Raw genomic sequence first — 21,652 nt, 5'->3', positions numbered from 1 at the left:
GAGTAAATGTACGTAAGAGATTTAGATGGTAATGAGTATCCTTTACAAGCAACCTCTACAAATGACCAAGAACTAAACAGCAATCAATCATTAACCTTTAGAATACTGCCAACTAAAGCTAATAATTTATTTATAAAGGACATTTCTGAAATGTGGGAAGTTGTTGATCATGACGATGTTCCCCATAAAATAATTTATTTTAAAAAACGTGGGGAAGGTATTACATTAACTGTCGAAATTAAAGCTATCCCTTTATTTTTTGATGACTTTGAGAGAGATCGGATTTATGAAGAATACAACAAACACATGACAGCAAGTGAATTTTTCACCTTGCTTTTTAATGGCACCAATTATGATTTTGTCCTGGTTGATACTTTTGATGCGATTCAGTGGGAAGGCTTGGGAAAGGGTAATACTAGACGTTCTATATTCAAAGACGGCTTAAATAGGTATGGGGCAGAATTTAAGCTGATAGGAACTACTGTTTACCTTGAAGCACAGGTTGGCAGAGATACTGGATTTATGTACCGGCATAAATTAAATGCTTCAAATATCGTACAGGAAAATGATGCAAGCTCCTTATACACCTATGCAAAAGGGTTTGGTAACTATGCGGATGGTGAAGAATCTAATGCAACTTTAATTAGAGAATATACTTCTCCTATAGCATCCATAATTGATATTCGTCACGCTCCACCAATCTACGACGGACGGATCACCGATCCAGATACAATGGATAGCAAATTAAAAACACTTGTAGATGAATCATTGAAAGTTAGTGTGTCAGCTGATATCCATGATTTACGAAAACAGAATTATCCTATCGCTCAATCGGAGGTGGGAGATAGAGTCTTTTTAATCGATGAAAGAATCAATTTAAACACAGAAGTAAGAGTAGTAAGTCAATCGAAAATAAGAGATTGGCGTGGAAATGTTATAGGTCTTAGAGTAACGTTTGGTTCCCCTGGTATTACAAAACGATATCAATCTAATATAAATACTGCTGTTAGCAACATTAAGGATGTCATGTCTGGTCGAAAAAAGATTCCATTTACCGCATTAGACAACGCAGTTATGCAAGCGACAAAAGATTTACAAAATGTACAAACTGAATTAGTAATCCCACCAAACGGTGGGTGGATGGCAGTTGATAAAGATGACCCCAACAAACTAGTACTATTTAACTCAGCAGGTATCGGTATCTCTGATGATGGTGGTCAAACATTTAAAACAGCTATGACAGGTAGTGGGATTGTAGCTGACGTTATTACAGCTGGAACTCTTCGTGGTATTAATATCGAACAAGTAAGTGAATACGCTGGATTAAAGCTTTATAATGGTCTTGTCGAGTCTTATTACAATGGAAACCTAGCGATGAGATTCGGGCAATATAGTTTTGATTTTTACAATAGGGATAGAGAATTAACAGGAAAAATTGTTACTAACCATACTTCCGATAATGAAAATAAAGGACTCGGTATTCATTTCTATAATGAGTTTATATCCATAGCAGAAGCGCAACCTGGTTTAGGAACTACAAGACCAGTTTTTTATTCTTCTACATGGGACAAAAGCACAGATGTTCTTGGTCCGTACTCAGAAGGAGAATCTTTCCTTAGACTTTTTGCTAATGAAAGGTTATGGGAAGAGACACATCCGAGAGCGAGAGCTACAGACCAACCGTGTATTATTTTACAAGAAGGTTCGGAAGACTCAAGTGTCTATCATTATTATGGAGGATATAACAAACGAAATGGTTCTACTTGGAAACTTTATTATAATTATGATGAAACATCGGTATATCCAAGGATAATTGCAACTGATAAAGGAGTAGAACTATACGGGATTGTCAGAGCAGTCCACGATATTTATATTGGTGAGCCATCTACTGGCATTAACGCTGCTGTAGTAACCTATCCAGATGCAGCAGTATATTGGCAAGCTAATAACAATTCGATGATTAGGCAATTCAAGGACGGAACCGTTGACTTTATCATTAATGGTGCCGGTAATTTCGCAGTTTTCCCTAGTGGAAATGGTCAAGTAGCAGGGGCGTTTTTCGCAACCGAATTTAACCCTACATCAAGTGCTACGTATAAGCAGAACATTAAATTATACGAAGAAAATGCAACGGAATGGGTGCGCGACATAAACGTGTATGAGTACCATCTAACTAGTGACCTTGATAAATTAAACTTCACGAAAAAAATCGGATTTATTGCAGAAACTCTTCCTGATAAGTTAAAGGGTTCAGATGGTATGTCTGTTAATTTATACGGATTATTGTCAGTTTTATGGAAAGCAGTAAAAGAACAACAACAGACGATAGACGATCTAAGCGAACGAATAAAAACATTAGAGTTAATTGCTTAAATATTATTGGAGGGATTATTATGGCAGAACAACAAAGGCAACTAAATAAGGATTATGTTATTCAATCTTTGCAAATGCAATTATCTGAGGCCCACTATAAGATTGCAGAAAGAGATTCAGTTATTACAGAATCCTATCAACATATCAAAGAACTTGAAAAAGAATTACAAGAATTAAGAGAAGAACAAATCAAAAAAATGGATGAAGAATTAAAAGCCGAATAAGGCTTTTTTATTTTGTCGAAAGGAGAGGGAGAATGAATTGGGAAGCATTTTATAAAATTGGAGCGACAGCTACTGGAGTCATAACGGGATACTTATTTGGGGGGTGGAGTGTATTGCTACAAGTATTGCTTACTTTTGTTATTATCGATTACATTAGCGGTTTACTAGCATCTGGAGTAGAAGGCAAACTTAGTAGCAAAATTGGATTTAAAGGGATTGCTAAAAAATTGATGATTTTTTGCTTAGTTGCAGTTGGACATTTAGTAGATAAAGCGATTGGAGATGGTAGCATGATTCAAAATGCGATCATCTTTTTTTATCTGGGTAATGAGTTGTTAAGCATTCTGGAAAATGCGGGACGTACAGGTTTGCCTGTACCAGAACAAATTAAAAGCGCAGTACAAATTTTAAAAGGAAAAGGAGAGAGTAAATAATGGGTTACATTATCGATTTATCTCACCACCAAGTACCGACAAAAATTAAATACGATGCATTGTCTAAGGAATTAGACTTTGCAATTATCCGTACTCAATACGGTTCAAAGACATTGGACAAGTATTATAAGACCCATCATAAAGAGTTACAATCTAGAGGAGTACCTACAGCTGCATATGCTTGGGTAAGAGGTGTAAGTATTGCTGATATGGAGGTCGAAGCAACAGACTTCTATAATCGTACAAAGGACCTTAATCCAACATTTTGGTTCCTAGATGTAGAAGAAATCTCAATGAATGATATGAGAGCAGGAGTTAAAGCATATGTTAATAGATTACGTGCTTTAGGCGCCAAAAAGGTTGGTGCCTATATTGCTCATCATTTATTCAAACAATTAAATTTAGATACAAGTGATTTTGATGCAGTGTGGATCCCAAGATACAGTAACTCTAAACCTGATTATTCATGTGACTTATGGCAATATACCGATAAAGGTCGCTTAAATGGATATGGTGGAGATTTAGATTTAAATAAAATCATTAGCAATAAAACATTAGATTTTTTCACTGGTAAAGAAGAACCAAAAGTGATCATTCAAACAGCAACATCTAAAAAGGAATCAAACGATGATTATCTCCATGTTGTGAAGTCAGGAGAAACTTTAAGCGGAATTGCATTTCAACATCATACTACAGTTGATTATTTAGCCAAACTAAATGACATCGATGATCCTGACCGTATTTATGTAGGACAACGATTAAAGTTAAAAGGTAAATTACCAGAATCAAAACAATACTATACAATTAAATCCGGTGATACACTATCTGAAATTGCTGTAAGATACAAAACAACTGTAAAAAAACTTCAGGATTTAAACGGAATTAAGAATGCACATAAAATTTTTGCAGGACAAAAGATAAGAGTTAAATAATTATGGAAAAGCCCATCTCGTATGAGACGGGCTTTATTTTTGTTTTTCTTTATTTTTCTTATCTATTAAAGCAATATATTTAAAACCGTACTTCACCAGTTCTTCAATTGCCCTTGAACGGTTTTCCATTCTGTTTTCAAAACGAAAATCCTCAATTTTTTCTAATACTTCTGGATCGAATGAAATAGTAGCAGTAGGACGGCTAGAATCTTTTCTATTATGTGCCATTTTAAATTTCCCCTTTAAACTTATTTCTTATTCCCATCTTCATATCCCCAGTTATATGCCCAGGACATTCCCTCTGCAATGATATTAGCTTTTCTTTCTGAATTTAATACGACACCTTCAGTCATATCTCTATCAATAGTGTAATGACCATTATTCGTATGTAGAAAAGAATCTATTTTGTATTTCCCTTTGCCCAAGATCCCTTCCATTTCTACTACTTCAAAATACATCATTCTATTTTCTGTGTAATACTTAGTCATTTTCGTTCTCCTTATATTCTTCGAGAACTTGTTTCAAAGTTTTTTCTATTAGTTTTGATTGGGGAATCAAAGTCTGTTCTGAAACCTTTTTTAATTTGTCAATAAGTTCTTCTTCCAAAGTAAAAGTTATTCGTTTTTTCATATTATCAACTCCTTTTCTTAAATAATACAATAAAAGTATTGCACATACAATACTTTTTATATACAATATAAATATGGTAAAGTATTGCATGAAAAGGAGTGGTGATAAAATGTTTGAGGTAAATGACACAGCTCGTCTTATGAACGATTTAGAAGTTGTTATCAGTACAATAGCTAGTGACTCCGATCGCAATAAATTAGTAGTTTGGCTTGAAGAAGTTTTGAGTAATTATCAGATTCAGCGTAAGACAGAAATAGATATTGAAAACGATATGCAAGAAAAAATTGATATGTATTTGTCAGCTAGAACGATTGAGGGGTTATCGAAAAAAACACTCGATGGTTACAAAATTGAATTGAGTTTATTTGCCAGAAGTATTGATAAACCGACTGTGCAAATTAACACAGCTGATATAAGAAAGTATCTTGCTAGCAATAATAATTGGATGGTTAGTACAGTTGATCGTAAGTTATCGGCTATCAAAAGTTTCTTCGGTTGGCTTGTGGAAGAAGAACTATTATTGCGTAATCCTGCAAGTAAAATAAAACCACCTAAGAAGCCAAAACGGTTACCAAAAGGATTATCAGTTGAAGAGTTAGAAATTGTTCGTGATTCTTGTAAAGATTTACGTGAAAGAGCATTAATAGAAGTTATGTATGCAACTGGATGTCGGTTATCAGAAATTCAATATATGAAAATATCTGATATCAATTCACAGGAAATGAGCATGAATGTTATTGGTAAAGGAGACAAAGAAAGGACTGTATACTTATCAATTAAAGCTATGCATCAATTACGAAAATATTTAAACAGCAGAAATGATGATTGTGATTTTTTATTCGTAACAGAACGTAAACCAATTAGAATGATGAGTGATCGAAATATTGAAAGAATCGTAGATAAAATTGAACAAAGAGCCAAGATATCAAAGAAACTTACTCCACATACATTTAGACATACAAAAGCAACTTTGATGATGGAGTCAGGAGCCGATCTAGCAGACGTTCAGCAAATACTTGGACACGAGAGACCTGAGACAACTCTTGTATATGCTCACGTATCAGAAGAACGGAAAAAGCAAGCAAATAATCGGTTCCATATTCAGTAATAAAAAGCCCCTTGCTCTGGTGAGTGAGGGGCTAAAAAGGTAATCCATCATCATGAATCCTGGTATCTAAATCTTTAACCAAATCAGTGATATCATGTTCATTGTTGTAAGTAACTTTCAAAATATTATTTATCCCACGTTCTCTTCTAATGCCTTTAATCCAGTTTAGCGTTACTTCTGCAGCCGCCTTGTCTGGAACCTCTCTAAACTCCCTGTCATCTACTCTAAAATTTCCTTTTTGCGTGATGGTGCTTTCCCATCCAATATAGGTTAGTTCAATATGGATGTTCATTTCGTGACCTCATCTATCTAATAACATTTTAGCTGTTTCATATTTTTTGCTAAACTCAACGCTATTATCCTTGTAAGCATCAACTGCCTGACCAACGGCGTGAAGCAACACAGCGTCTTTTTCTTCTTTATTAGAAGCTACTCCGCGATTAAATCTTATAGTGCGATCTGTTCTTAATTCCTCAAATTCAGTCATTTCGTTCAATTCATAATCAGTTAGACTTCTATCTTCTTTATAGGCATTTTCTACGATAAAAAATGCCTTTTCGGATTGTTCATAAACTCCATCGCTGTAACTGTTAGCATTAACAATAAAAGCTACAGAAATAAATAAAACAACTCCAATAGCAATTATAATTTTATAAATGTTTTTCACACAAATCTGCCTCCTAGAATATTAATCTAGGACTATCGTATCTAATTAGGAAAACAAAGTAAATATTTAATAGGTGTCATAAATCACTATTACCGATAATACCTTGTACTAAGGAGGCGGTAATAGTGAGTAAAAACAAGAAAATAAAATCAATTAGTTTCAATTTCAACAATAATAGCGACATGGAAATTCTGAAAAAAATTGATGCACCAAATTTTAATTTTAGTGGTTATGTAAAAAAGCTCATCTTAGAAGATATACGAAAAGAACAAATGAGGGCGCTCAAAAGTTCTAATGGTGGAATCAAGATAGTGCTCAAATAATTACTTATTTTTCTTTGACTTCACACTGTCAACATAATGCATAGTCTTTGCTTTGTTCGCTAACTTCTTTGCTAATTCCTTAGTTTCTTTATCAGATGGTATTAACCTAGTCATCGTAAATCACCTCAATAACATTCCTTCCCCTATTCGTAGCAAAATATACATCCAATTAACCAACTGACCAACCAACCCAAAGATAAACCCAAGAGGGAGGCTGAAATATGGAAAAGAGGGGGCATATCAACCCAATCCTTTCTAATAAATCCAAGAGAAAGACGGATCAACAACCAAGAAAAATCCGTTCAGACAAACTCCATGATATTAAGGTACCTGTTACAGAATCCATTGATTTAATCATAAGGAGGGAGGCTAGAAAAGGGTGGGGAGGATCTAAAACATCTGTAGGTACGGAAATATTACTTTATGGACTTGATCATATATTTGAGTATCCAGAAGTAATTTATAAAGATGGTCCATTTACAGTCCATTGCAAAGTCGATCATACCACTTACAATAAGATTGGGCTTTATGCAGATAAATGGAAATGCAGTATCAGAATGGCCGCACATCGGATATTTATTGAGGCACTTAAAAAGAAGCAGCTGGGAGGAATTAATCATGAAGAAATATAGTGAAGCTAATTTATTAAAGGATGAATTAGATTTTATTCCAGCTAATAGCGATGTTTTTAGTAAATTTCTCTATAAGTTAAATAAAAAAACAATGGTATATCTAAAAATCAATCTACCAGTTAGCCTTTATTTAAGAGCAGAAATTTTCTGTGAAGATATAGAGGAATTAAGTGAAATGGAGTTTACCCAAACAGACCTAATAAACATTCTTTATAATGACTTTCTTCTTTATGCAAAAAAGAATCCAGATCCACATAAGATTTATGATTTACTCTTGTCACTTGATCAAGATAAAAAACAATTGAAGTTGGTACAGGAAAGTGAATCAGTCTTTACTACCTTGCGAAAAAGTGAATATCAAAATATGCAGCCCTTACAGATCAAAATGAGAAGGAAAGAGGCGCTTCGTGGCGAGGTGCTTCTGGCTGATATTGAGGAAGTAGTTCCAGATCATGGATATACATTAGAAAAATTATTCGAATTGTTATATTGTGACTTTGTTGAAAAGTTTAGGAAGGAAAATAGTAAAAATGTCATTGAAAATGTTTTAAAGTCTTTGATTGATGATTTGTAAAAAAAGTAAGGATTTGGTTAATATAATAAATTAGTAATATATGTCACAGTACTAATTCCTACTTATCAGGTATAATTTTAAGTATGCTTGACGGCAAAAGCATTATTGAGGAATATTTTAAAAAATAAATATTAACTATTGAATAAGAACGGGTGTTCCTATATAATATAAACAAATAAGGAAAAAAGCACCAACGCTGAGAACGTAAAGTGCTTTATCTATACTTATTTTTTACTTCTTTATAAAGATTTAGAGCTTTAATCATAAATTCAATTTCATCGGGTGCATAGCTCTCGGTATGTATAGGTACATCGGTCCTATCAAATAAATAATCAAGAGATACCTTATAAAAGTCTGCAATTTTTACAAGGGTGTCATAATCCATTTCTCGAGTACCTATTTCGTAACCACTGTAAGTATTTCTGGCAACACCAAGATATTTTGCAACGTCTCCTTGGTTAAGGTGGTTGCTTTTCCGTAATTCATAAAGCCGTTTTAGTAACATCTACAGCCCCTCAATCTATCTATGTACACTTATTATAAGTTTTGTAGGGGAATCGTAAATAAGATGTCACAAAATGCGTATTAATTTATTTTATATATCACTTTTCGAGACAAAAAACAAAGGAAGAAGGTTAAGTCATAATGAAAAAACCTGTAGATTTAGAAGCACTAGCGAAGATGTTAGGGGTCAATCTATCAGATATGATAAATTCCATTAAAAAGTTAAAAGTACTCCTATTATTTCTCTACCTGGCGTAAAGTACGTATATATGCAATAAGTCCTTTTGCTTCTTCTTCAGTTAAACTTTTTCCGTCAAGCTTCAAATCAAACTGCTCCATCAATTCTTCATCAGATAAATCAATTTTTTGTACAAATTCTTTTTCATATTTGTATTCTTTAGGATCCTCATTAACAACATCTAATAATTCATCTTCCTCCCAATAACCACACACAACCATTAATTCCACATACGTTGTTGTTTCTAAATACTCAGCTAGAGCCTTCAAAGTTCTTGCTTCAGGTTTTTGAATTTCTTTTTCAATTCTAGATATAGTCGAAACACTAATTCCACTTTTTTCTGCGAGCTGCCTCATAGTCTTGTAACCACTAGCTTTCCTATGCCTTTTGATAAATTCACCGTATCCTATTTCCATTTTATAGTTCTCCTTTTATTTAATATTGTTTATAGTCAAAAGTAATTTCACTTACGATTATACAAAATTAATTGCGTGTACGCAATAATATATATGTATCATTTTTCGCATTTACGACATAAAAATGTCGATATTTGAAAGAAAACATTAAAAATACAAAATAAAAAGTTGCGTTCTCGCAAAAAATGTTTTATATTGGATTCATGAACGAGTTGGAGGTGAGTAAATGGAAACTAAAATAGAAAGAGCAACAATACGTTTAAATGAAAAGGAGTTGATGAAAGCGGCAATCGATCACAACTTAGAAACTAAAGCGCAGATTGCTGAAAAAATTGGTGTATCAGTTTCACAGTTATGGAGAGCAACATTGCCTGTTACAGATCCACGTTATTGTTCACCAGGACAAAGTTTTATTGCTGGAGTAATCGCTGCATTTGGTGAGCCATTTGAAAGGTTCTTTTTTTTGGAAGGAACAGTTGCGAACGCAAGTGCAGAGGAGGTTTAAAGAAATGTTTGTTGCGTACTTGCTTTGTTTACTATCGTTTTTCTTTGGTGTTTTGGTAGGAGATTTTCATAGTGGAGGGAGGTGAAAAATTGCATAAGCACCTTTTTCATGTATATGAATGTCAGGATTGTATTTTAACTTTTGCGGTTGAACAAGCTTTTGAAGAACAATCAGCTGTATGTTGTCCGGTATGTCATGATGACAATTTGAGTGATGTAGCATCCGGGGAAATGAATATAAAAGGAGAGTAATGAAGTGGATTTAAAAACATTGGAGTATATGAAAGAAAGGGTAAAAAAGGCAGAGAATCTTGTTTTTCGCATAAATGAACTTAACAAGGCAATTAAGAAGATTGAAGTAGCTGAAAAGACTATGTTTTCTACAAAACAACATGGAAACTACGTTGAATTAGATGGATTTGAACTTGTAAAGGACTTAAAAGCATCTTCAATCGTTTGTATTGAAAAAGAAATTGCTCGTTTAGAAAAAGAACTAGCAGAACTATAGGAGGTATTTCATGAAAATAATATTCAAAACTTTATCTCTAGAAAATTTTAAAAGTCACCAAGACCTCACTGTTAACTTTGGCGAGAGAACAGAGGTCACTGGTGACAATGCGAAAGGTAAAAGCTCCGTACCAGAAGCAGTTACATTTATATTTTACGGCACAGATGTTTTTGGGTCAAAACTAGATCCAACTCCTATCACTTACGAATCAGAAGAAACAAAAGTTTCACTTTTATTCAATGTTGATGGAAAAGATGTACTTTTAGGTCGCGAAATTAAAAAAGGCAAGACAAAGTACATTATTAATGATGTTCCATCGAAAGCAACAGAATTCAATGAAATCGTAGGACGATTATTTGATAAGGACCTGTTCCTGTCATTATACAATCCAAGTTATTTCTTCACTATGAATTGGACTGAACAAAGAGCAATGCTTCTGCAATATGTAACGGCACCTGCAAATAAAGAAGTACTTAAACAGTTGCCAGCTGCACAAGAAGAAATGCTCAGTGGACTTGTTAAAAAACATAGTTTAGATGATCTCGAAAAGATTCATAAGGATAACAAAAACAAAAAAGATAAAGCTTATATTGCTGCTCAAAGCAGAACAAAAACTCTTAAAGAAATGTTTGAAAACAATGCTCCTACAGTTGCACTCGATGTTGTAAAAGTTGAGCTTGATCAATTAACAAAACAACGGTCTGAAATTGAAAAAGTAACAGATTCAGCAAGTGATAATAACAGCAAGATAAATGTATTGAACAGTCAAATTAAAACGCTCATGGATCAACGTGACCGGATGAAAGATGATTTCCAAGACTTAAAAAATGAGGAAGTTAAAGATACTTGTCCAACTTGCAAACAAAACTTATTAGGTAAAGCACTTAAAGCTGTTGTTACTGATAAAGAAAATAGAATTGATAGATTCAAGGATAACTATAATTCTGTTGTAACTAAAAGAAAAGAATTAGAAGAACAGCTTTCTGCATTGGAATACATTGACGTATCTGAACAACTTGAAAAAGTACGTGAATTAACAGCAAAAATCGAACCATTAGAGCATGAATTGAGAAAACACAAAGAGTATGAAAGTAGTTTAGAGCAAGTCAAACAAGCTGAAGATGATGAAAAAGAAACATTAAATTCTCTGAATGAATCAATATTTATCCTGGACTGCATTAAAGCATTCAGAGCAAAAGAAGCTGAAATGCAAGGTGAAAAAGTACAAGCCTTATTTGACACTTTAACTATTAAACTATTTGAAACTCAAAAGACCGGTGAAATTAAGCCTACATTCGAAATTGAAATGGATGGTAAGGGTTATAAGAGATTATCGTTGTCAGAAGGTATTAGAGCAGGATTAGAACTAAGGGAAGTACTTAGTCAACAAAGCGAAATAACTGCTCCAGTATTCGTAGACAATGCAGAGTCCATTACAAGCTTTAAGGAACCAACTGGACAATTGATTATGTGCCGGGTTGTGGGTGGACAAGAATTAAAAATTGAAGGAGGAAAAACAGAATGAAAGCATTAGGTATTGTTCGTAAAATTGATGATTTGGGTCGTGTAGTTATTCCGATGGAAGTTCGTAGAACAAATGGTTGGGAAACTGGTACTCCGGTTGAATTATTTTCAACGGAAGAAGGTCTATTGATTCGTGAATATGGTCGTGAACAAGAAGTAGTTAATCTTCTTGCTGAATTAGATAAAGCTGATCAATTAGCTTCAAATGAATCTATAAAACTAGCAATCAACAAAGCTAGAGAATTCATTGCAAAGGGGTGAGGAAATGAAACACGGCAAGCGTCCTACTCGAAATCAAAAGAAATCAGTTATTTTCGCAGGATTAAATCCACAAAATTGGCTTGTGTTTAAAAAAGAAGGCGGTCAATTACACCTGGTCCATCGGGAAACTGGACAAACCAGAGTGATTCCAGAATGAAACAAAATGAATTAGGTCTAATTGAATATTGCGGAGAAATCATACCTATCACATGGGATGAATACCTATCACTAATTTGGAACAAGGATCCACAAATAGAAATCTTATCGGTCCCTAAAAGAACTAAGGAGGAAAAGAAATATGTCAAATAATCAACTATCAGTCTATCAATCTTTTGCTTTTGGTGAATTAACACAACAGGATGTAGTAACAATTCGTGAAACAATTGGTAAGCAGTGTGATGAATCTCAATTCAAATTGTTTATGTCAATTGCAAAGGCAGCTGGTGCTAATCCAGTAATGAATGAGATTTACCCAACTGTTAGACAAAATCAATTAACTGTTCAATTTGGAGTTGATTTCTTTGTAAGAAAAGCTAAGGAATCAGATGGTTATAAAGGTTATGATGTTCAGCTTGTACATGAAAATGATGAATTCAAAATGCACCAAGAAAAAGCAGAAGACGGTAGTTATTTTGTTGTTATCGATGAACACTCTTGGGGATTCCCTAGAGGAAAAGTAATTGGTGGTTATTGCATCGCTTATAAAGAAGGGTTTAATCCATTTACCGTAGTTATGGAAGTTGAAGAAGTTGAGCATTTTAAACGGTCACAAATTGGAATGCAAAAAACAATGTGGACAAACTATTTCAATGACATGTTCAAAAAGCATATGACTAGAAGAGCACTAAAAGCCGCCTTCAATTTAAACTTTGATGATGAAACAGTTGAAAACAATGGTGGAGACAACATTCCAGAATATCAACCACAACAAAGAGAACGTAAAGATATTACTCCACAGCAAGATACCATCCAAGAACCACAACAACAGGAACCGGAAGTAATTGATCCAGAAGTAGATAAAATTAAACAAGCAAGAAAAGATATGTCCTCCAAGTTTAAACAGTTAGGTATTACTACTAAACAAGGAATGTCAGATTATATCGCTAAAAACGCTCCTAATTTTGGTGATAATCCATCTTACTCAGATATAGTCGGACTACTATCTTACATGGATATGGATATCGAAATGCAAGAAGCAAATGCAACTGATGATGACAGTTTGGAGTGATAAGAATTGAAAATTGACATTTTAGCTAGTGGATCTGCTGGGAACTGCATAGCCATTACCCATCCCAATAAAAAGACTATTTTAATAGATGCAGGTATAGCGAAAACTAAGATTGATAAAAGATTAGTAGAAGTTGGAATACATCCAATTAATGTAGCAGCAATCTTTATCACACATAGTCATGGAGACCATATTAAAGGTCTCCCTTTGGCTAACAAATATCGGATTCCAGTTTTCGCTGGTGAAGGTGAATGGAAAACAATTAGTACAGTTGACTTAGAATTACAAAGACCAATCAAAGCTCGAGAGAAAATGAATCTTGAATCAATCGGTTTTTATGTAGAATCATTCGGAACTCATCATGATGCCATGGATCCATTAGGATACACAGTACATGATTATTGCGGTCATAAAACTTCGATATGTCTGGATACCGGAAAAGTGGACCAAGAAATGTTAGAAGCCATGGAGTATTCTTCAGCCTATATTATCGAAAGTAATCATGAACCGAATATGGTTGAAGCTGGCGATTATCCACCTAGTGTTAAGTCAAGAGTACTTTCAGATGTTGGTCATTTATCTAATATGCAAACCGCAAAAGCTCTATTTCAGCTTGTAAATGGAGTAGGAGAAAAGATTTATCTTACTCACTTGAGCAGTAAAAACAATATGCCAGGACTCGCTGAAATGACAACAAAAAGAGCATTAGCGAAAAAGGGTTTCAAAGAAGGTAATCATTATTTCTTGGAGGTGTGCTGAATGGAAGTTATAACAAAGAGTGATTTAAAGTTTCCCCATAGAAACGGAAGAAAGGTGATTAATAAAGGCACAGTGTTGGAAGTGAAAAAAAGTAAAGTATGTGGTTTAGACTCTTATAAAATTACAACTGGTTTATATCAAGGGTATTATCTTGATCCTAGTAGTTGTGAAGTAGTCGAAGATGTAATCTATACAGAAAAAGAATGGAATGACATGGAGAATTATTATCTAGCTGAAATAGATAAGGAAAAAGAACAAACTAAACGCGCTTATGAAATAGTTAGTAATCTATCTTATCACCTAAAAAAGAAACACAAAGAAATTGAGAAACTAGAATATTATTTAGGTGCATTAGCAAAGGGATTAAACGTAGCTGGTGAAGCTATGAGGGAAATGAGGAATAGCAGCATACAAAAGAATGGATGATCGTGAATGGCGAGTCCACAAACTGGAAATGGTTTTACTAGAATTGCTAATGAGATTTTAGATCAAATCATTAAAACAAATTTTAATGGAACACAGTACAGGATCGTGATGGCTATATGGCGATACACTTATGGGTTTCGCAGGAAAGAGTATGAAATGCCATTGTCTTTCTTAGCAGAAAAAATGGATACTACCAAAAGCCATGTAGATAAAGAGTTAGATGTATTAATAGAACGAAAGATTATATCCGTTCATGGTGTCGGTCCAAGGAGGGGAAGGATTTTGGGTTTTAACAAAAACTATGAAGAATGGGGCGATAAACCGCCTGAACAGGAAGAAGTTGAAACCAAAAAGAAAGAAGTTAAACCTAAAAAACAGAAGATATTAAAATATGATGAAAATAATACCTATTACAAAATGGCTCTTTATTTTCATGGATTGGTTTCAGCTGTCGCAAAAGATGCCGGTGTTGAGCACTTAATTAAAAAGGCTAATTTACAAAGTTGGGCTAATGATTTTAGGTTGCTTGTTGAAAAAGATGGCGTTAGTAAGCGCCTGGCAAAAGATGTGATGGATTGGGTTACTAAGGATGATTTTTGGAAGACCAATGTACTATCAGCAAAAAAGCTCCGGGAAAAGTTCGGTGAGTTGGCCATAAAGATGAATGCAGCACAAAAACCTAAACAACAGAAACAGCAACCACAACAACAGAATGATATAAGAGATAAGGAAATAGCCTTTAACAAATGGATAGCAGAAGGGAATGATCCTAATGCATTCGATTGGAGCTAATGAATTAGTTGCAGAACAATCTGTATTAGGTGCCGTTCTTTTAGATGCTTCAGTTTTGGACGATATTATTTTTCTCGAAGAACGTGATTTTTCTTCTAATAGACACCAACAGATTTATAAAGTGATGAGGTATCTAGAAAAACGTGGCGATCCAGTAGACCCAATTACAATTACAGATGCATTCGTCAAATTTGGCACAATCGAAAATGTCGGTGGAATTGAATATCTCTTAGAATTATCAAACTCCTGTCCATCAACTGCAAATGTAGTTTATTACGCTCAAATTATTCGTTCGAAAGCCTTTGAACGTAGGATAAAAAATACAGCAGAAATCATTTCAGGTATGAGTAGAGATGATTATGATACAGACGAAGAATTCTTTAGTTATGTTGAATCTCTAGTATCAGAAATGAGACCACAAGATACATCAAAAATGAGGAACTTCACTGAAATGCGGCAGGACTATATCAAACACTTAAAAACTCCTGCTCAGTATATTCCTACAGGTTTCAAAGCATTTGATGAATGGGCAAAAGGACTTTGGAGAGGTTGGTTATATGTTTTAGCTGGTCGTCCAAGTGTAGGGAAAACAGCAAAGACTTTACAAATGCTCCAAGGTGCAGCAATGTCTAACAAAGGTGCCGTTCTCCTGTATTCTCAAGAGATGGGTTATGAACAAGTGATTGATAGATGGATATCTAGTGCAACAGGTATCAACTATCAAAAGATTAAACATAAAAATCTTAGTCCAAATGAAATGGAACAAATATTAGTAGCCTATGAAGCTTTTGAAGGTTTACCTCTATTTGTCCAGGACTCAGCTGGTATTACCATAGAGGAAGTTAAAGCAACAGCAAAGATAATTAAAAAGAAATACGGAAGAATCGCAGTAATAGCAGTTGATTATCTCCAGATCATGAAGATTCCGCAGAAAAAAAGCGAGAGCAGATCAACTGCAATTGGTAATGTCACTGGAGAAGCCAAACGAATAGCAAGAGAATTGGATTGTTGTTTTATTATGTTATCTCAAATGTCTAGAGCTTTTGAAGGTGCCTTAAAACCTCAACTTTCACACTTAAAAGAATCAGGTTCTATTGAACAGGATGCAGATGTAGTTGAATTCTTATGGCATGACCCTAATGACACAATAAGCGGTGGAAAGGTCATTCAACAGACCATTGCAAAGGGTAGAGATACGGGTCTAAATGAATTCAGATTACTCTTCCAAGGATGGATCCAGCACTTTAAGGAGCTGCCAAGTGATAGGAAGTAGGCTCAAAGGGGTGATGTTATGGCTAACAAAAGACAAACGAAAAAGGAGTGGAGGAGGTTAATAAATATTTATGGCGACCTCACAGTGCTAAAAGAAAAACGCGGCACTCCTACTAAAATTAGGTTTAACGGACATGATTACGCCCTGGTACATCCTAATTATATCAACGGAAATAAGAGCAAGTTAAAGCGCTTTTGAATGAGAAGGTGAATTCGATGAAAAGAATCTTTATTTTTGCAGGTTCACAAAATAGGTCTAAAGAGTATCGAGGGTATTTTGACGGAAATACTTTCCATCCAAAACTTGGTTTCTGTCATTCTTTAGATGAATTGTATCAGTTTGATTATGTGGAGTTTTATGGAATGGATGGATTATTGTGTTATTCACCTAAACGATTCCATTCTGATTTATTAAGGTTGATGAATCACGAGTTTATCAGAGAGTACGGGGAAATGACGTTATTTGATTAATAAGGATTCGACTGAAATTTTGCGGTAAGGAAGGTGATTAATTTGAAATTAAAAATGTGTGATAACTGCGGAAAGAAACCATGGGAAGAATCTATGAATTATAACGGTGATATCTATTTCTATTGTAAAAAGTGTTATATAAAAATTCAATATCCAATCGACACAAGTATACGGTAATGACTATAAATACGAAGTAAGGAAGGGTGAGAAATGCAGCTAGATTTATTTAGAGAAATCATAGTTGACAATTTTGCCGGTGGCGGTGGTGCATCAACGGGTATTGAATTGGCTACAGGACTCTCAGTTGATATTGCCATTAACCATGACCCAGCTGCAATTGCTATGCATAAAGCAAACCATCCAGATACAGAGCATTATTGTGAGTCGGTTTGGGACGTGGATCCAGTCAAAGCATGTAAGGGACGTAAAGTTGGATTAGCTTGGTTTAGTCCTGACTGTAAGCATTTTTCCAAGGCTAAAGGTGGAAAGCCAAAAGATAAAAATGTACGTGGTCTTGCGTGGATTGCAGTTAAATGGGCAATTGCAGTAAAACCAAGAGTTATTATGTTAGAGAATGTTGAGGAATTTAAAACTTGGGGTCCATTAGATGAAAATGGCTATCCAATCAAAGAAAGAGAAGGAAAAACCTTTGAATCGTTTGTTAAAGCCTTAGAGTCATTAGGATATCAGGTTCAATTTAAAGAATTAAGAGCCTGTGATTATGGAGCACCAACTACTAGAAAAAGATTCTTCATGATTGCTCGATGTGACGGTAAACCAATTGTTTGGCCAAAGCCTACCAATGGTGATCCTAATAGTTTGGCTGTTCAGGTGGGGAAGTTAAAACCATGGAGAACTGCAAGTGAAATTATTGATTGGAATATTGGTACACCCTCTATTTTTGAAAGAAAAAAGCCATTAGCGAAAAACACAATGCTTCGAATTAGTAGAGGAATTCAGAAATTCATTATTGAAGCAGATAATCCTTATATTGTTGAAGATAAAGCCTGTTTTATTCAACACTATTACACACATCAAGGGAAAGAAACAAGGGCAAGTGGTTTAGATGAACCGATAGCAACAATCCCAACTGCGAATAGATTTGGTCTTGTTACTGCTTTTTTAGCAAAGAATTACGGAGGTAATTATACAGGTTCTGGAATAAGCCTTGAGGAACCATTGCATACCATAACGGTTAAAGATCATCACTCATTAGTAGCTGCTTTTCTTACAAAATATTATGGAGCCGATGTTGGGCAATCACTAAATGCTCCATTACACACAATAACTACTAAAGACAGATTCGGGCTGGTTACTGTTAAAGGAGAAAATTACCGGATAACAGACATTGGGATGAGAATGCTGCAACCGAGGGAATTATTTAATGCTCAAGGATTTCCCGAGAGCTACATTATTGATCGGGACTATACTGGCAAGATTTATCCAAAAACTGAACAGGTCGCTCGATGCGGTAATTCAGTTCCACCACCGTTTGCAGATGCTTTAGTAAGAGCTAATCTTCCAGAGTTTTGCTCGAGTGAAAGTAGATATAAAACGGTTGTTGGTAATTAGGTTTACGTCATAGTCCGAACAAATTTGGCACAAAGGAGGGATAACAATGGAATTTCGTACAAATTTAATCTATGAAGCTACTAAATTATTAATGAAATGGAAAGAGTCTTTACGTAAATAAGTAATATTTTTTTTACCAAAATTGTTGCGAACGCAAATTTAAGGGGTGATCTCGTTGGCTAAGAATCCTTTGTTGGAGAAGAAAAGACAAGAAGGAATCCTCGAAGGAATGAAACTTGGTGAAACAGCTGGTTTTATAAAAGGTTATGAAGAGGGATTTGAAAAGGGTCAAAAAGAAGCCGTTAATATTTTAGCTGATAGATTTGATGGTCTTCATAAAGTACCTGGCATTGGTCCTAAACTTATGGAAAAGATAGTGAACCACTTTGGTTCTGAATACTTTAAGGCGGTGGCAGAGGGAAATGAAAAACAAACACAAACAGGAGAAGAGATTGAAAAAATCTCTCTCCCGTCAACGTAAGTTAGTTGATGAGAATAAAACAAATAATGCACTAAGAAATATTTTAGAAGAGAGAGGGTTTTTCAAATAACTAGATTCGTAGGTATTGACCCATCTACTAAAACAGGTTTTGTTGCTCTTGATGGCAAAGGCAGTGTTTTAAAAGCAAAAGAATTAACAGGTATAGGGAAAGTAGATCCACATCGTATGGTAACTCAAATCGATGAAATTATGGACCATATCCAAAAAGATGACTTAATTGTGATTGAAGGATTTGGTTTCAACTCTCAACAAGCTATTCAATTAGGTGGAATTGGTTGGGGTGTAAGAATGGCACTTCACCGTAGAGGATTTACTTATTATGAGGTTGCTCCGAATGCTGTAAAAAAGTTTGTTGGTGTAACTGGATGGACTGGTGAAACAGGAAATAAAAAACGTCTCACGGGTCCACAAAAGAAAAAAGCGGTTATGGCAGCAGTTAAGGAAATGTACGGATTTACTCATTCCAGTGACAATATTGTAGATGCTTATATAATGGCTCAGATTGCTCAAGAAATTTGGATGGAACAAAACGTCTATAGGATTTTACCAACTAACCAGGCAGAAGTAATTGCAACCATTTTAAAGCCAAAAATTAATAAGAAGGTGAAAAAATGAAGAACACTCTAGGTGATTTAAATAATCATTTGTTTGCTCAGTTGGAACGTTTAAGTGATGAGGATGTTAAGGGTGAACAACTAACTGAAGAACTAGAAAGAGCTGATGGAGTATCTAAAATAGCAACTCGAATTATTCAAAATGCAAATCTAGTATTGAGTGCTCAAAAATTTTACGATGATAAAGATCGTCTTAATGTAGATGCAAAGAAACCCAAGATGTTGGAGGGTTGATAATTGGCTTATCATTTTTACACTCCTCAACAAATTGAATTTCTTAGAGAAAATGTCAAAGGTCGTTATAGAAAAGAATTAACCGAAATGTTTAATGTTCATTTTAACTTAAACCAAAGTACCGATCAAATCAAAAGTGTATTGAAAAGATATGGTTTGTGTAGTGGGATAGATGCAAGTTTTAAAAAAGGTAGAGTACCTTGGAATGCAGGAATGAAAGGGTTACAAACTGGTGGTAAAGAAACGCAATTTAAAAAAGGACATATACCATCTAATTATAGACCTGTTGGTTCCGAGAGAATTACCAGAGATGGATATACAGAAGTTAAAGTTGCTGATCCAAACAAATGGAGATTGAAACATCAAATAATCTGGGAGCAAATGAACGGTCCCATTCCAGAAGGGCATACAGTAATTTTTGGGGATAGGAATAGACAAAACTTTGATGCAGACAACCTAATCCTCGTATCTCGCAAACAATTAGTTACCTTAAATAAAATGGATTTAATAAAAGACCATGCAGAACTAACCAAAATCGGTATAACCATTTGCAATATTCATCAAAAGAAAAATGAACGAAGGAGGAAATTGAAAAATGGGTAAATCGACAATCATTGAAGATCAGGAACGTTTGGATTATAAAAAGCGTTAGCAGAATTCATGCAGGAGATTAATCCAAAAATGGACGAAGCAATCATTGAAAAGATAAAAGAACACTATAGAAAAGAACGGTTCGAAAATTAATTAATTTAAAAAGGTGGAGTGTTTATGATATCAACATTTACAGTCACCGAAGAAATGAAACGTCAAATCTATATTAAAAGATTGCTAGAAAACAAAGTTTACACGGATCCAGAAGGTACAAGCATTTATGAATTAGATTATAAGTCTTTAAGGCGTGAAGTAGTTATGCTTGAGTATCGAAACATAAATGTTGAAAGTCCTGAAAATGATTGGTTTTGAGGTGAAAAGATGCTGTATTTTGAAAATGCAACTAAGCAGCAGTTATTAACCATCTGTCTTTATGAAGATTGTCCATTGGAATACAAATATGAAGCTGCCAGGGAATTGCAGATTAAACAATGGCGCGAGGAGTATTTAACTGACTTAATCAGATTATAGGGAGAAGGAATGACCATAATTGAAATTGCTGTTGAATTAGGAATTGATAAAAACCAAGTGGTTTATCAACTTGATAAATACGTTTTGTATGGCAGAAGAATTAGAAAAAGTGAGAAAGGGGCGTAATTTATGAATATAGAAAAAATGCTACAAACCCAAATAACGCTTGATGATCGGATTATCAAAGAACATGGACTTGAAGGGAAAGACCTTTTTCCTAACACAATTTTAGCTTTGATAGTGGAATTGTCAGAGTTTGCTAATGAGGGAAGATGGTTCAAACATTGGAGTAATAACCAGGAGCCAAGAACAAAGGTTAAATGTGAGTATTGCTCTGGTAAAGGTTACTGGGAATTAGATTATTTTCAGCAGATTGGACATTGCCATTATTGTAATGGAAAAGGGTTTATAGAAGGCGAAAACCCACTTCTTGAGGAATATGTCGATTCAGTTCACTTTTTCTTATCGATTGCAAATCAAAAGGGATGGCAGGATGCACTGTACATTTCAAGCGAGCCTTTAATGGAGTGTTATGAAGAGATGTACAGAGAAGGAAAGAAAAAGTACCTAACAGATACATTCCTAGAAACGATTTATTTCTTAACGAAAGCCTATATGGAAATAAATCCAAATGAAAATAAAATAGCAGGGTTTAAGATTAATGTTTATCATTTTCGCCTTGCATGGAGTTTGTTTATAACTATCGGTCTTGTTGGTTTTAATTTCACACCAGATCAGATCGAGCAAGCTTACTTTGCTAAAAATGCTGTGAACCACGAAAGGCAAAACTCAGGATATTGAGGTGATC

34 protein-coding genes are annotated in these 21,652 nt (G+C 34.6%); 27 read left to right on the top strand and 7 right to left on the bottom strand.

Annotation, left to right across the window (positions count from 1 at the left end):
- Nucleotides 1–6: 6 nt before the first annotated feature.
- Genes Q5760_RS20530 through Q5760_RS20515 form a run of 4 tightly spaced genes read left to right on the top strand, consistent with a single transcriptional unit; the run spans nt 7 to nt 3,963 of the window.
- Nucleotides 7–2,373: a phage tail protein gene (locus Q5760_RS20530; RefSeq protein ID WP_428909463.1), complete on the top strand. Its 2,367-nt coding sequence runs from the start codon at nt 7–9 to the stop codon at nt 2,371–2,373.
- A gap of 20 nt (nt 2,374–2,393) precedes the next feature.
- Complete coding sequence (locus Q5760_RS20525; protein ID WP_428909462.1) at nt 2,394–2,597, top strand: hypothetical protein; 204 nt, start codon at nt 2,394–2,396, stop codon at nt 2,595–2,597.
- Nucleotides 2,598–2,629: 32 nt separating this feature from the next.
- The gene (locus Q5760_RS20520; protein ID WP_428909461.1) at nt 2,630–3,031 is read left to right on the top strand and encodes a phage holin family protein; all 402 of its coding nucleotides are present in this window, start codon (nt 2,630–2,632) and stop codon (nt 3,029–3,031) included.
- Complete coding sequence (locus tag Q5760_RS20515) at nt 3,031–3,963, top strand: LysM peptidoglycan-binding domain-containing protein (protein WP_428909460.1); 933 nt, start codon at nt 3,031–3,033, stop codon at nt 3,961–3,963. The genes Q5760_RS20520 and Q5760_RS20515 overlap by 1 nt, the downstream gene beginning before the upstream one ends.
- Nucleotides 3,964–3,996: 33 nt before the next feature.
- Here the strand turns inward: Q5760_RS20515 and Q5760_RS20510 are convergent, their stop codons facing one another.
- From Q5760_RS20510 to Q5760_RS20500, 3 genes are read right to left on the bottom strand one after another with little or no spacing between them, the layout of a single operon-like run.
- The gene (locus tag Q5760_RS20510) at nt 3,997–4,191 is read right to left on the bottom strand and encodes a hypothetical protein (RefSeq protein WP_428909459.1); all 195 of its coding nucleotides are present in this window, start codon (nt 4,189–4,191) and stop codon (nt 3,997–3,999) included.
- Between the two features lie 20 nt (nt 4,192–4,211).
- Complete coding sequence (locus Q5760_RS20505; protein WP_428909458.1) at nt 4,212–4,451, bottom strand: hypothetical protein; 240 nt, start codon at nt 4,449–4,451, stop codon at nt 4,212–4,214.
- Nucleotides 4,444–4,593 carry a DUF6364 family protein gene (locus Q5760_RS20500; RefSeq protein ID WP_428909457.1) on the bottom strand — a complete coding sequence of 50 codons (150 nt, stop codon included), beginning with the start codon at nt 4,591–4,593 and terminating at the stop codon, nt 4,444–4,446. The genes Q5760_RS20505 and Q5760_RS20500 overlap by 8 nt, the downstream gene beginning before the upstream one ends.
- A gap of 88 nt (nt 4,594–4,681) precedes the next feature.
- Between Q5760_RS20500 and xerA the strand changes: the two genes are divergently transcribed.
- Nucleotides 4,682–5,701, top strand: a complete 1,020-nt coding sequence (gene xerA, locus Q5760_RS20495) for a site-specific tyrosine recombinase/integron integrase (protein ID WP_428909456.1) — start codon at nt 4,682–4,684, stop codon at nt 5,699–5,701.
- Nucleotides 5,702–5,732: 31 nt separating this feature from the next.
- Here the strand turns inward: xerA and Q5760_RS20490 are convergent, their stop codons facing one another.
- On the bottom strand, nt 5,733–5,993 hold the full coding sequence (locus Q5760_RS20490; RefSeq protein ID WP_428909455.1) for a hypothetical protein: 261 nt from the start codon (nt 5,991–5,993) through the stop codon (nt 5,733–5,735).
- A gap of 9 nt (nt 5,994–6,002) precedes the next feature.
- Nucleotides 6,003–6,368, bottom strand: a complete 366-nt coding sequence (locus Q5760_RS20485; protein WP_428909454.1) for a hypothetical protein — start codon at nt 6,366–6,368, stop codon at nt 6,003–6,005.
- A gap of 125 nt (nt 6,369–6,493) precedes the next feature.
- Between Q5760_RS20485 and Q5760_RS20480 the strand changes: the two genes are divergently transcribed.
- From Q5760_RS20480 to Q5760_RS20470, 3 genes are all read left to right on the top strand, one after another.
- On the top strand, nt 6,494–6,691 hold the full coding sequence (locus tag Q5760_RS20480) for a hypothetical protein (RefSeq protein WP_428909453.1): 198 nt from the start codon (nt 6,494–6,496) through the stop codon (nt 6,689–6,691).
- 221 nt (nt 6,692–6,912) lie between these two features.
- Entirely contained in the window at nt 6,913–7,323 is a 411-nt protein-coding gene (locus Q5760_RS20475) for a hypothetical protein (protein WP_428909452.1), read from the top strand.
- Nucleotides 7,310–7,897 (top strand): hypothetical protein, encoded by a 588-nt coding sequence (locus Q5760_RS20470; protein WP_428909451.1) that lies wholly within the window; start codon nt 7,310–7,312, stop codon nt 7,895–7,897. The genes Q5760_RS20475 and Q5760_RS20470 overlap by 14 nt, the downstream gene beginning before the upstream one ends.
- Before the next feature lie 214 nt (nt 7,898–8,111).
- Here the strand turns inward: Q5760_RS20470 and Q5760_RS20465 are convergent, their stop codons facing one another.
- The gene (locus tag Q5760_RS20465) at nt 8,112–8,402 is read right to left on the bottom strand and encodes a helix-turn-helix domain-containing protein (protein WP_428909450.1); all 291 of its coding nucleotides are present in this window, start codon (nt 8,400–8,402) and stop codon (nt 8,112–8,114) included.
- A 236-nt stretch (nt 8,403–8,638) separates the two neighbouring features.
- Nucleotides 8,639–9,055 carry a helix-turn-helix domain-containing protein gene (locus Q5760_RS20460; protein WP_428909449.1) on the bottom strand — a complete coding sequence of 139 codons (417 nt, stop codon included), beginning with the start codon at nt 9,053–9,055 and terminating at the stop codon, nt 8,639–8,641.
- Nucleotides 9,056–9,281: 226 nt separating this feature from the next.
- On the opposite strand from Q5760_RS20460, the gene Q5760_RS20455 reads away from it, so the two are divergent.
- The 19 genes from Q5760_RS20455 (at nt 9,282) to Q5760_RS20365 (ending at nt 21,645) form a co-directional block, all read left to right on the top strand.
- Nucleotides 9,282–9,560, top strand: coding sequence for a hypothetical protein (locus Q5760_RS20455; protein ID WP_428909448.1), 279 nt, complete (start codon nt 9,282–9,284; stop codon nt 9,558–9,560).
- Nucleotides 9,561–9,649: 89 nt separating this feature from the next.
- On the top strand, nt 9,650–9,811 hold the full coding sequence (locus Q5760_RS20450) for a hypothetical protein (RefSeq protein WP_428909447.1): 162 nt from the start codon (nt 9,650–9,652) through the stop codon (nt 9,809–9,811).
- A gap of 4 nt (nt 9,812–9,815) precedes the next feature.
- Entirely contained in the window at nt 9,816–10,067 is a 252-nt protein-coding gene (locus Q5760_RS20445) for a hypothetical protein (protein WP_428909446.1), read from the top strand.
- Between the two features lie 10 nt (nt 10,068–10,077).
- Nucleotides 10,078–11,592, top strand: a complete 1,515-nt coding sequence (locus Q5760_RS20440) for an AAA family ATPase (protein WP_428909445.1) — start codon at nt 10,078–10,080, stop codon at nt 11,590–11,592.
- Complete coding sequence (locus Q5760_RS20435; RefSeq protein ID WP_428909444.1) at nt 11,589–11,852, top strand: AbrB/MazE/SpoVT family DNA-binding domain-containing protein; 264 nt, start codon at nt 11,589–11,591, stop codon at nt 11,850–11,852. Before Q5760_RS20440 ends, Q5760_RS20435 begins: the two co-directional genes overlap by 4 nt.
- A gap of 4 nt (nt 11,853–11,856) precedes the next feature.
- Nucleotides 11,857–12,009, top strand: a complete 153-nt coding sequence (locus Q5760_RS20430) for a DUF6906 family protein (RefSeq protein WP_428909443.1) — start codon at nt 11,857–11,859, stop codon at nt 12,007–12,009.
- A gap of 141 nt (nt 12,010–12,150) precedes the next feature.
- Entirely contained in the window at nt 12,151–13,080 is a 930-nt protein-coding gene (locus Q5760_RS20425) for a recombinase RecT (protein WP_428909442.1), read from the top strand.
- A 6-nt stretch (nt 13,081–13,086) separates the two neighbouring features.
- Complete coding sequence (locus tag Q5760_RS20420) at nt 13,087–13,839, top strand: MBL fold metallo-hydrolase (protein WP_428909441.1); 753 nt, start codon at nt 13,087–13,089, stop codon at nt 13,837–13,839.
- Nucleotides 13,840–14,265: a hypothetical protein gene (locus tag Q5760_RS20415; protein ID WP_428909440.1), complete on the top strand. Its 426-nt coding sequence runs from the start codon at nt 13,840–13,842 to the stop codon at nt 14,263–14,265. It abuts the gene before it with no gap.
- 6 nt (nt 14,266–14,271) lie between these two features.
- Nucleotides 14,272–15,057: a replication protein gene (locus Q5760_RS20410; protein ID WP_428909439.1), complete on the top strand. Its 786-nt coding sequence runs from the start codon at nt 14,272–14,274 to the stop codon at nt 15,055–15,057.
- Nucleotides 15,029–16,330 (top strand): replicative DNA helicase, encoded by a 1,302-nt coding sequence (locus Q5760_RS20405; RefSeq protein WP_428909438.1) that lies wholly within the window; start codon nt 15,029–15,031, stop codon nt 16,328–16,330. The genes Q5760_RS20410 and Q5760_RS20405 overlap by 29 nt, the downstream gene beginning before the upstream one ends.
- 215 nt (nt 16,331–16,545) lie before the next feature.
- Nucleotides 16,546–16,800 carry a hypothetical protein gene (locus Q5760_RS20400; RefSeq protein WP_428909437.1) on the top strand — a complete coding sequence of 85 codons (255 nt, stop codon included), beginning with the start codon at nt 16,546–16,548 and terminating at the stop codon, nt 16,798–16,800.
- Nucleotides 16,801–17,010: 210 nt separating this feature from the next.
- Nucleotides 17,011–18,372 (top strand): DNA cytosine methyltransferase, encoded by a 1,362-nt coding sequence (locus tag Q5760_RS20395; protein ID WP_428909436.1) that lies wholly within the window; start codon nt 17,011–17,013, stop codon nt 18,370–18,372.
- Between the two features lie 175 nt (nt 18,373–18,547).
- Entirely contained in the window at nt 18,548–18,853 is a 306-nt protein-coding gene (locus Q5760_RS20390; RefSeq protein WP_428909435.1) for a hypothetical protein, read from the top strand.
- A gap of 186 nt (nt 18,854–19,039) precedes the next feature.
- Entirely contained in the window at nt 19,040–19,489 is a 450-nt protein-coding gene (locus Q5760_RS20385; protein WP_428909434.1) for a hypothetical protein, read from the top strand.
- Nucleotides 19,486–19,722 (top strand): hypothetical protein, encoded by a 237-nt coding sequence (locus tag Q5760_RS20380; RefSeq protein ID WP_428909433.1) that lies wholly within the window; start codon nt 19,486–19,488, stop codon nt 19,720–19,722. The genes Q5760_RS20385 and Q5760_RS20380 overlap by 4 nt, the downstream gene beginning before the upstream one ends.
- Before the next feature lie 3 nt (nt 19,723–19,725).
- Nucleotides 19,726–20,325, top strand: coding sequence for an HNH endonuclease signature motif containing protein (locus tag Q5760_RS20375; RefSeq protein WP_428909432.1), 600 nt, complete (start codon nt 19,726–19,728; stop codon nt 20,323–20,325).
- A 165-nt stretch (nt 20,326–20,490) separates the two neighbouring features.
- Entirely contained in the window at nt 20,491–20,685 is a 195-nt protein-coding gene (locus Q5760_RS20370) for a hypothetical protein (protein WP_428909431.1), read from the top strand.
- 288 nt (nt 20,686–20,973) lie between these two features.
- Nucleotides 20,974–21,645, top strand: coding sequence for a dUTP diphosphatase (locus Q5760_RS20365; protein WP_428909430.1), 672 nt, complete (start codon nt 20,974–20,976; stop codon nt 21,643–21,645).
- Nucleotides 21,646–21,652 lie beyond the last annotated feature (7 nt).

Source organism: Niallia sp. Kr1, assembly GCF_050389805.1.
Taxonomy (GTDB): Bacteria; Bacillota; Bacilli; order Bacillales; family Cytobacillaceae; genus Bacillus_BD.
The sequence above is the reverse complement of the archived record's forward strand: the minus strand, read 5'-3'. Positions and strand labels throughout refer to the sequence as shown.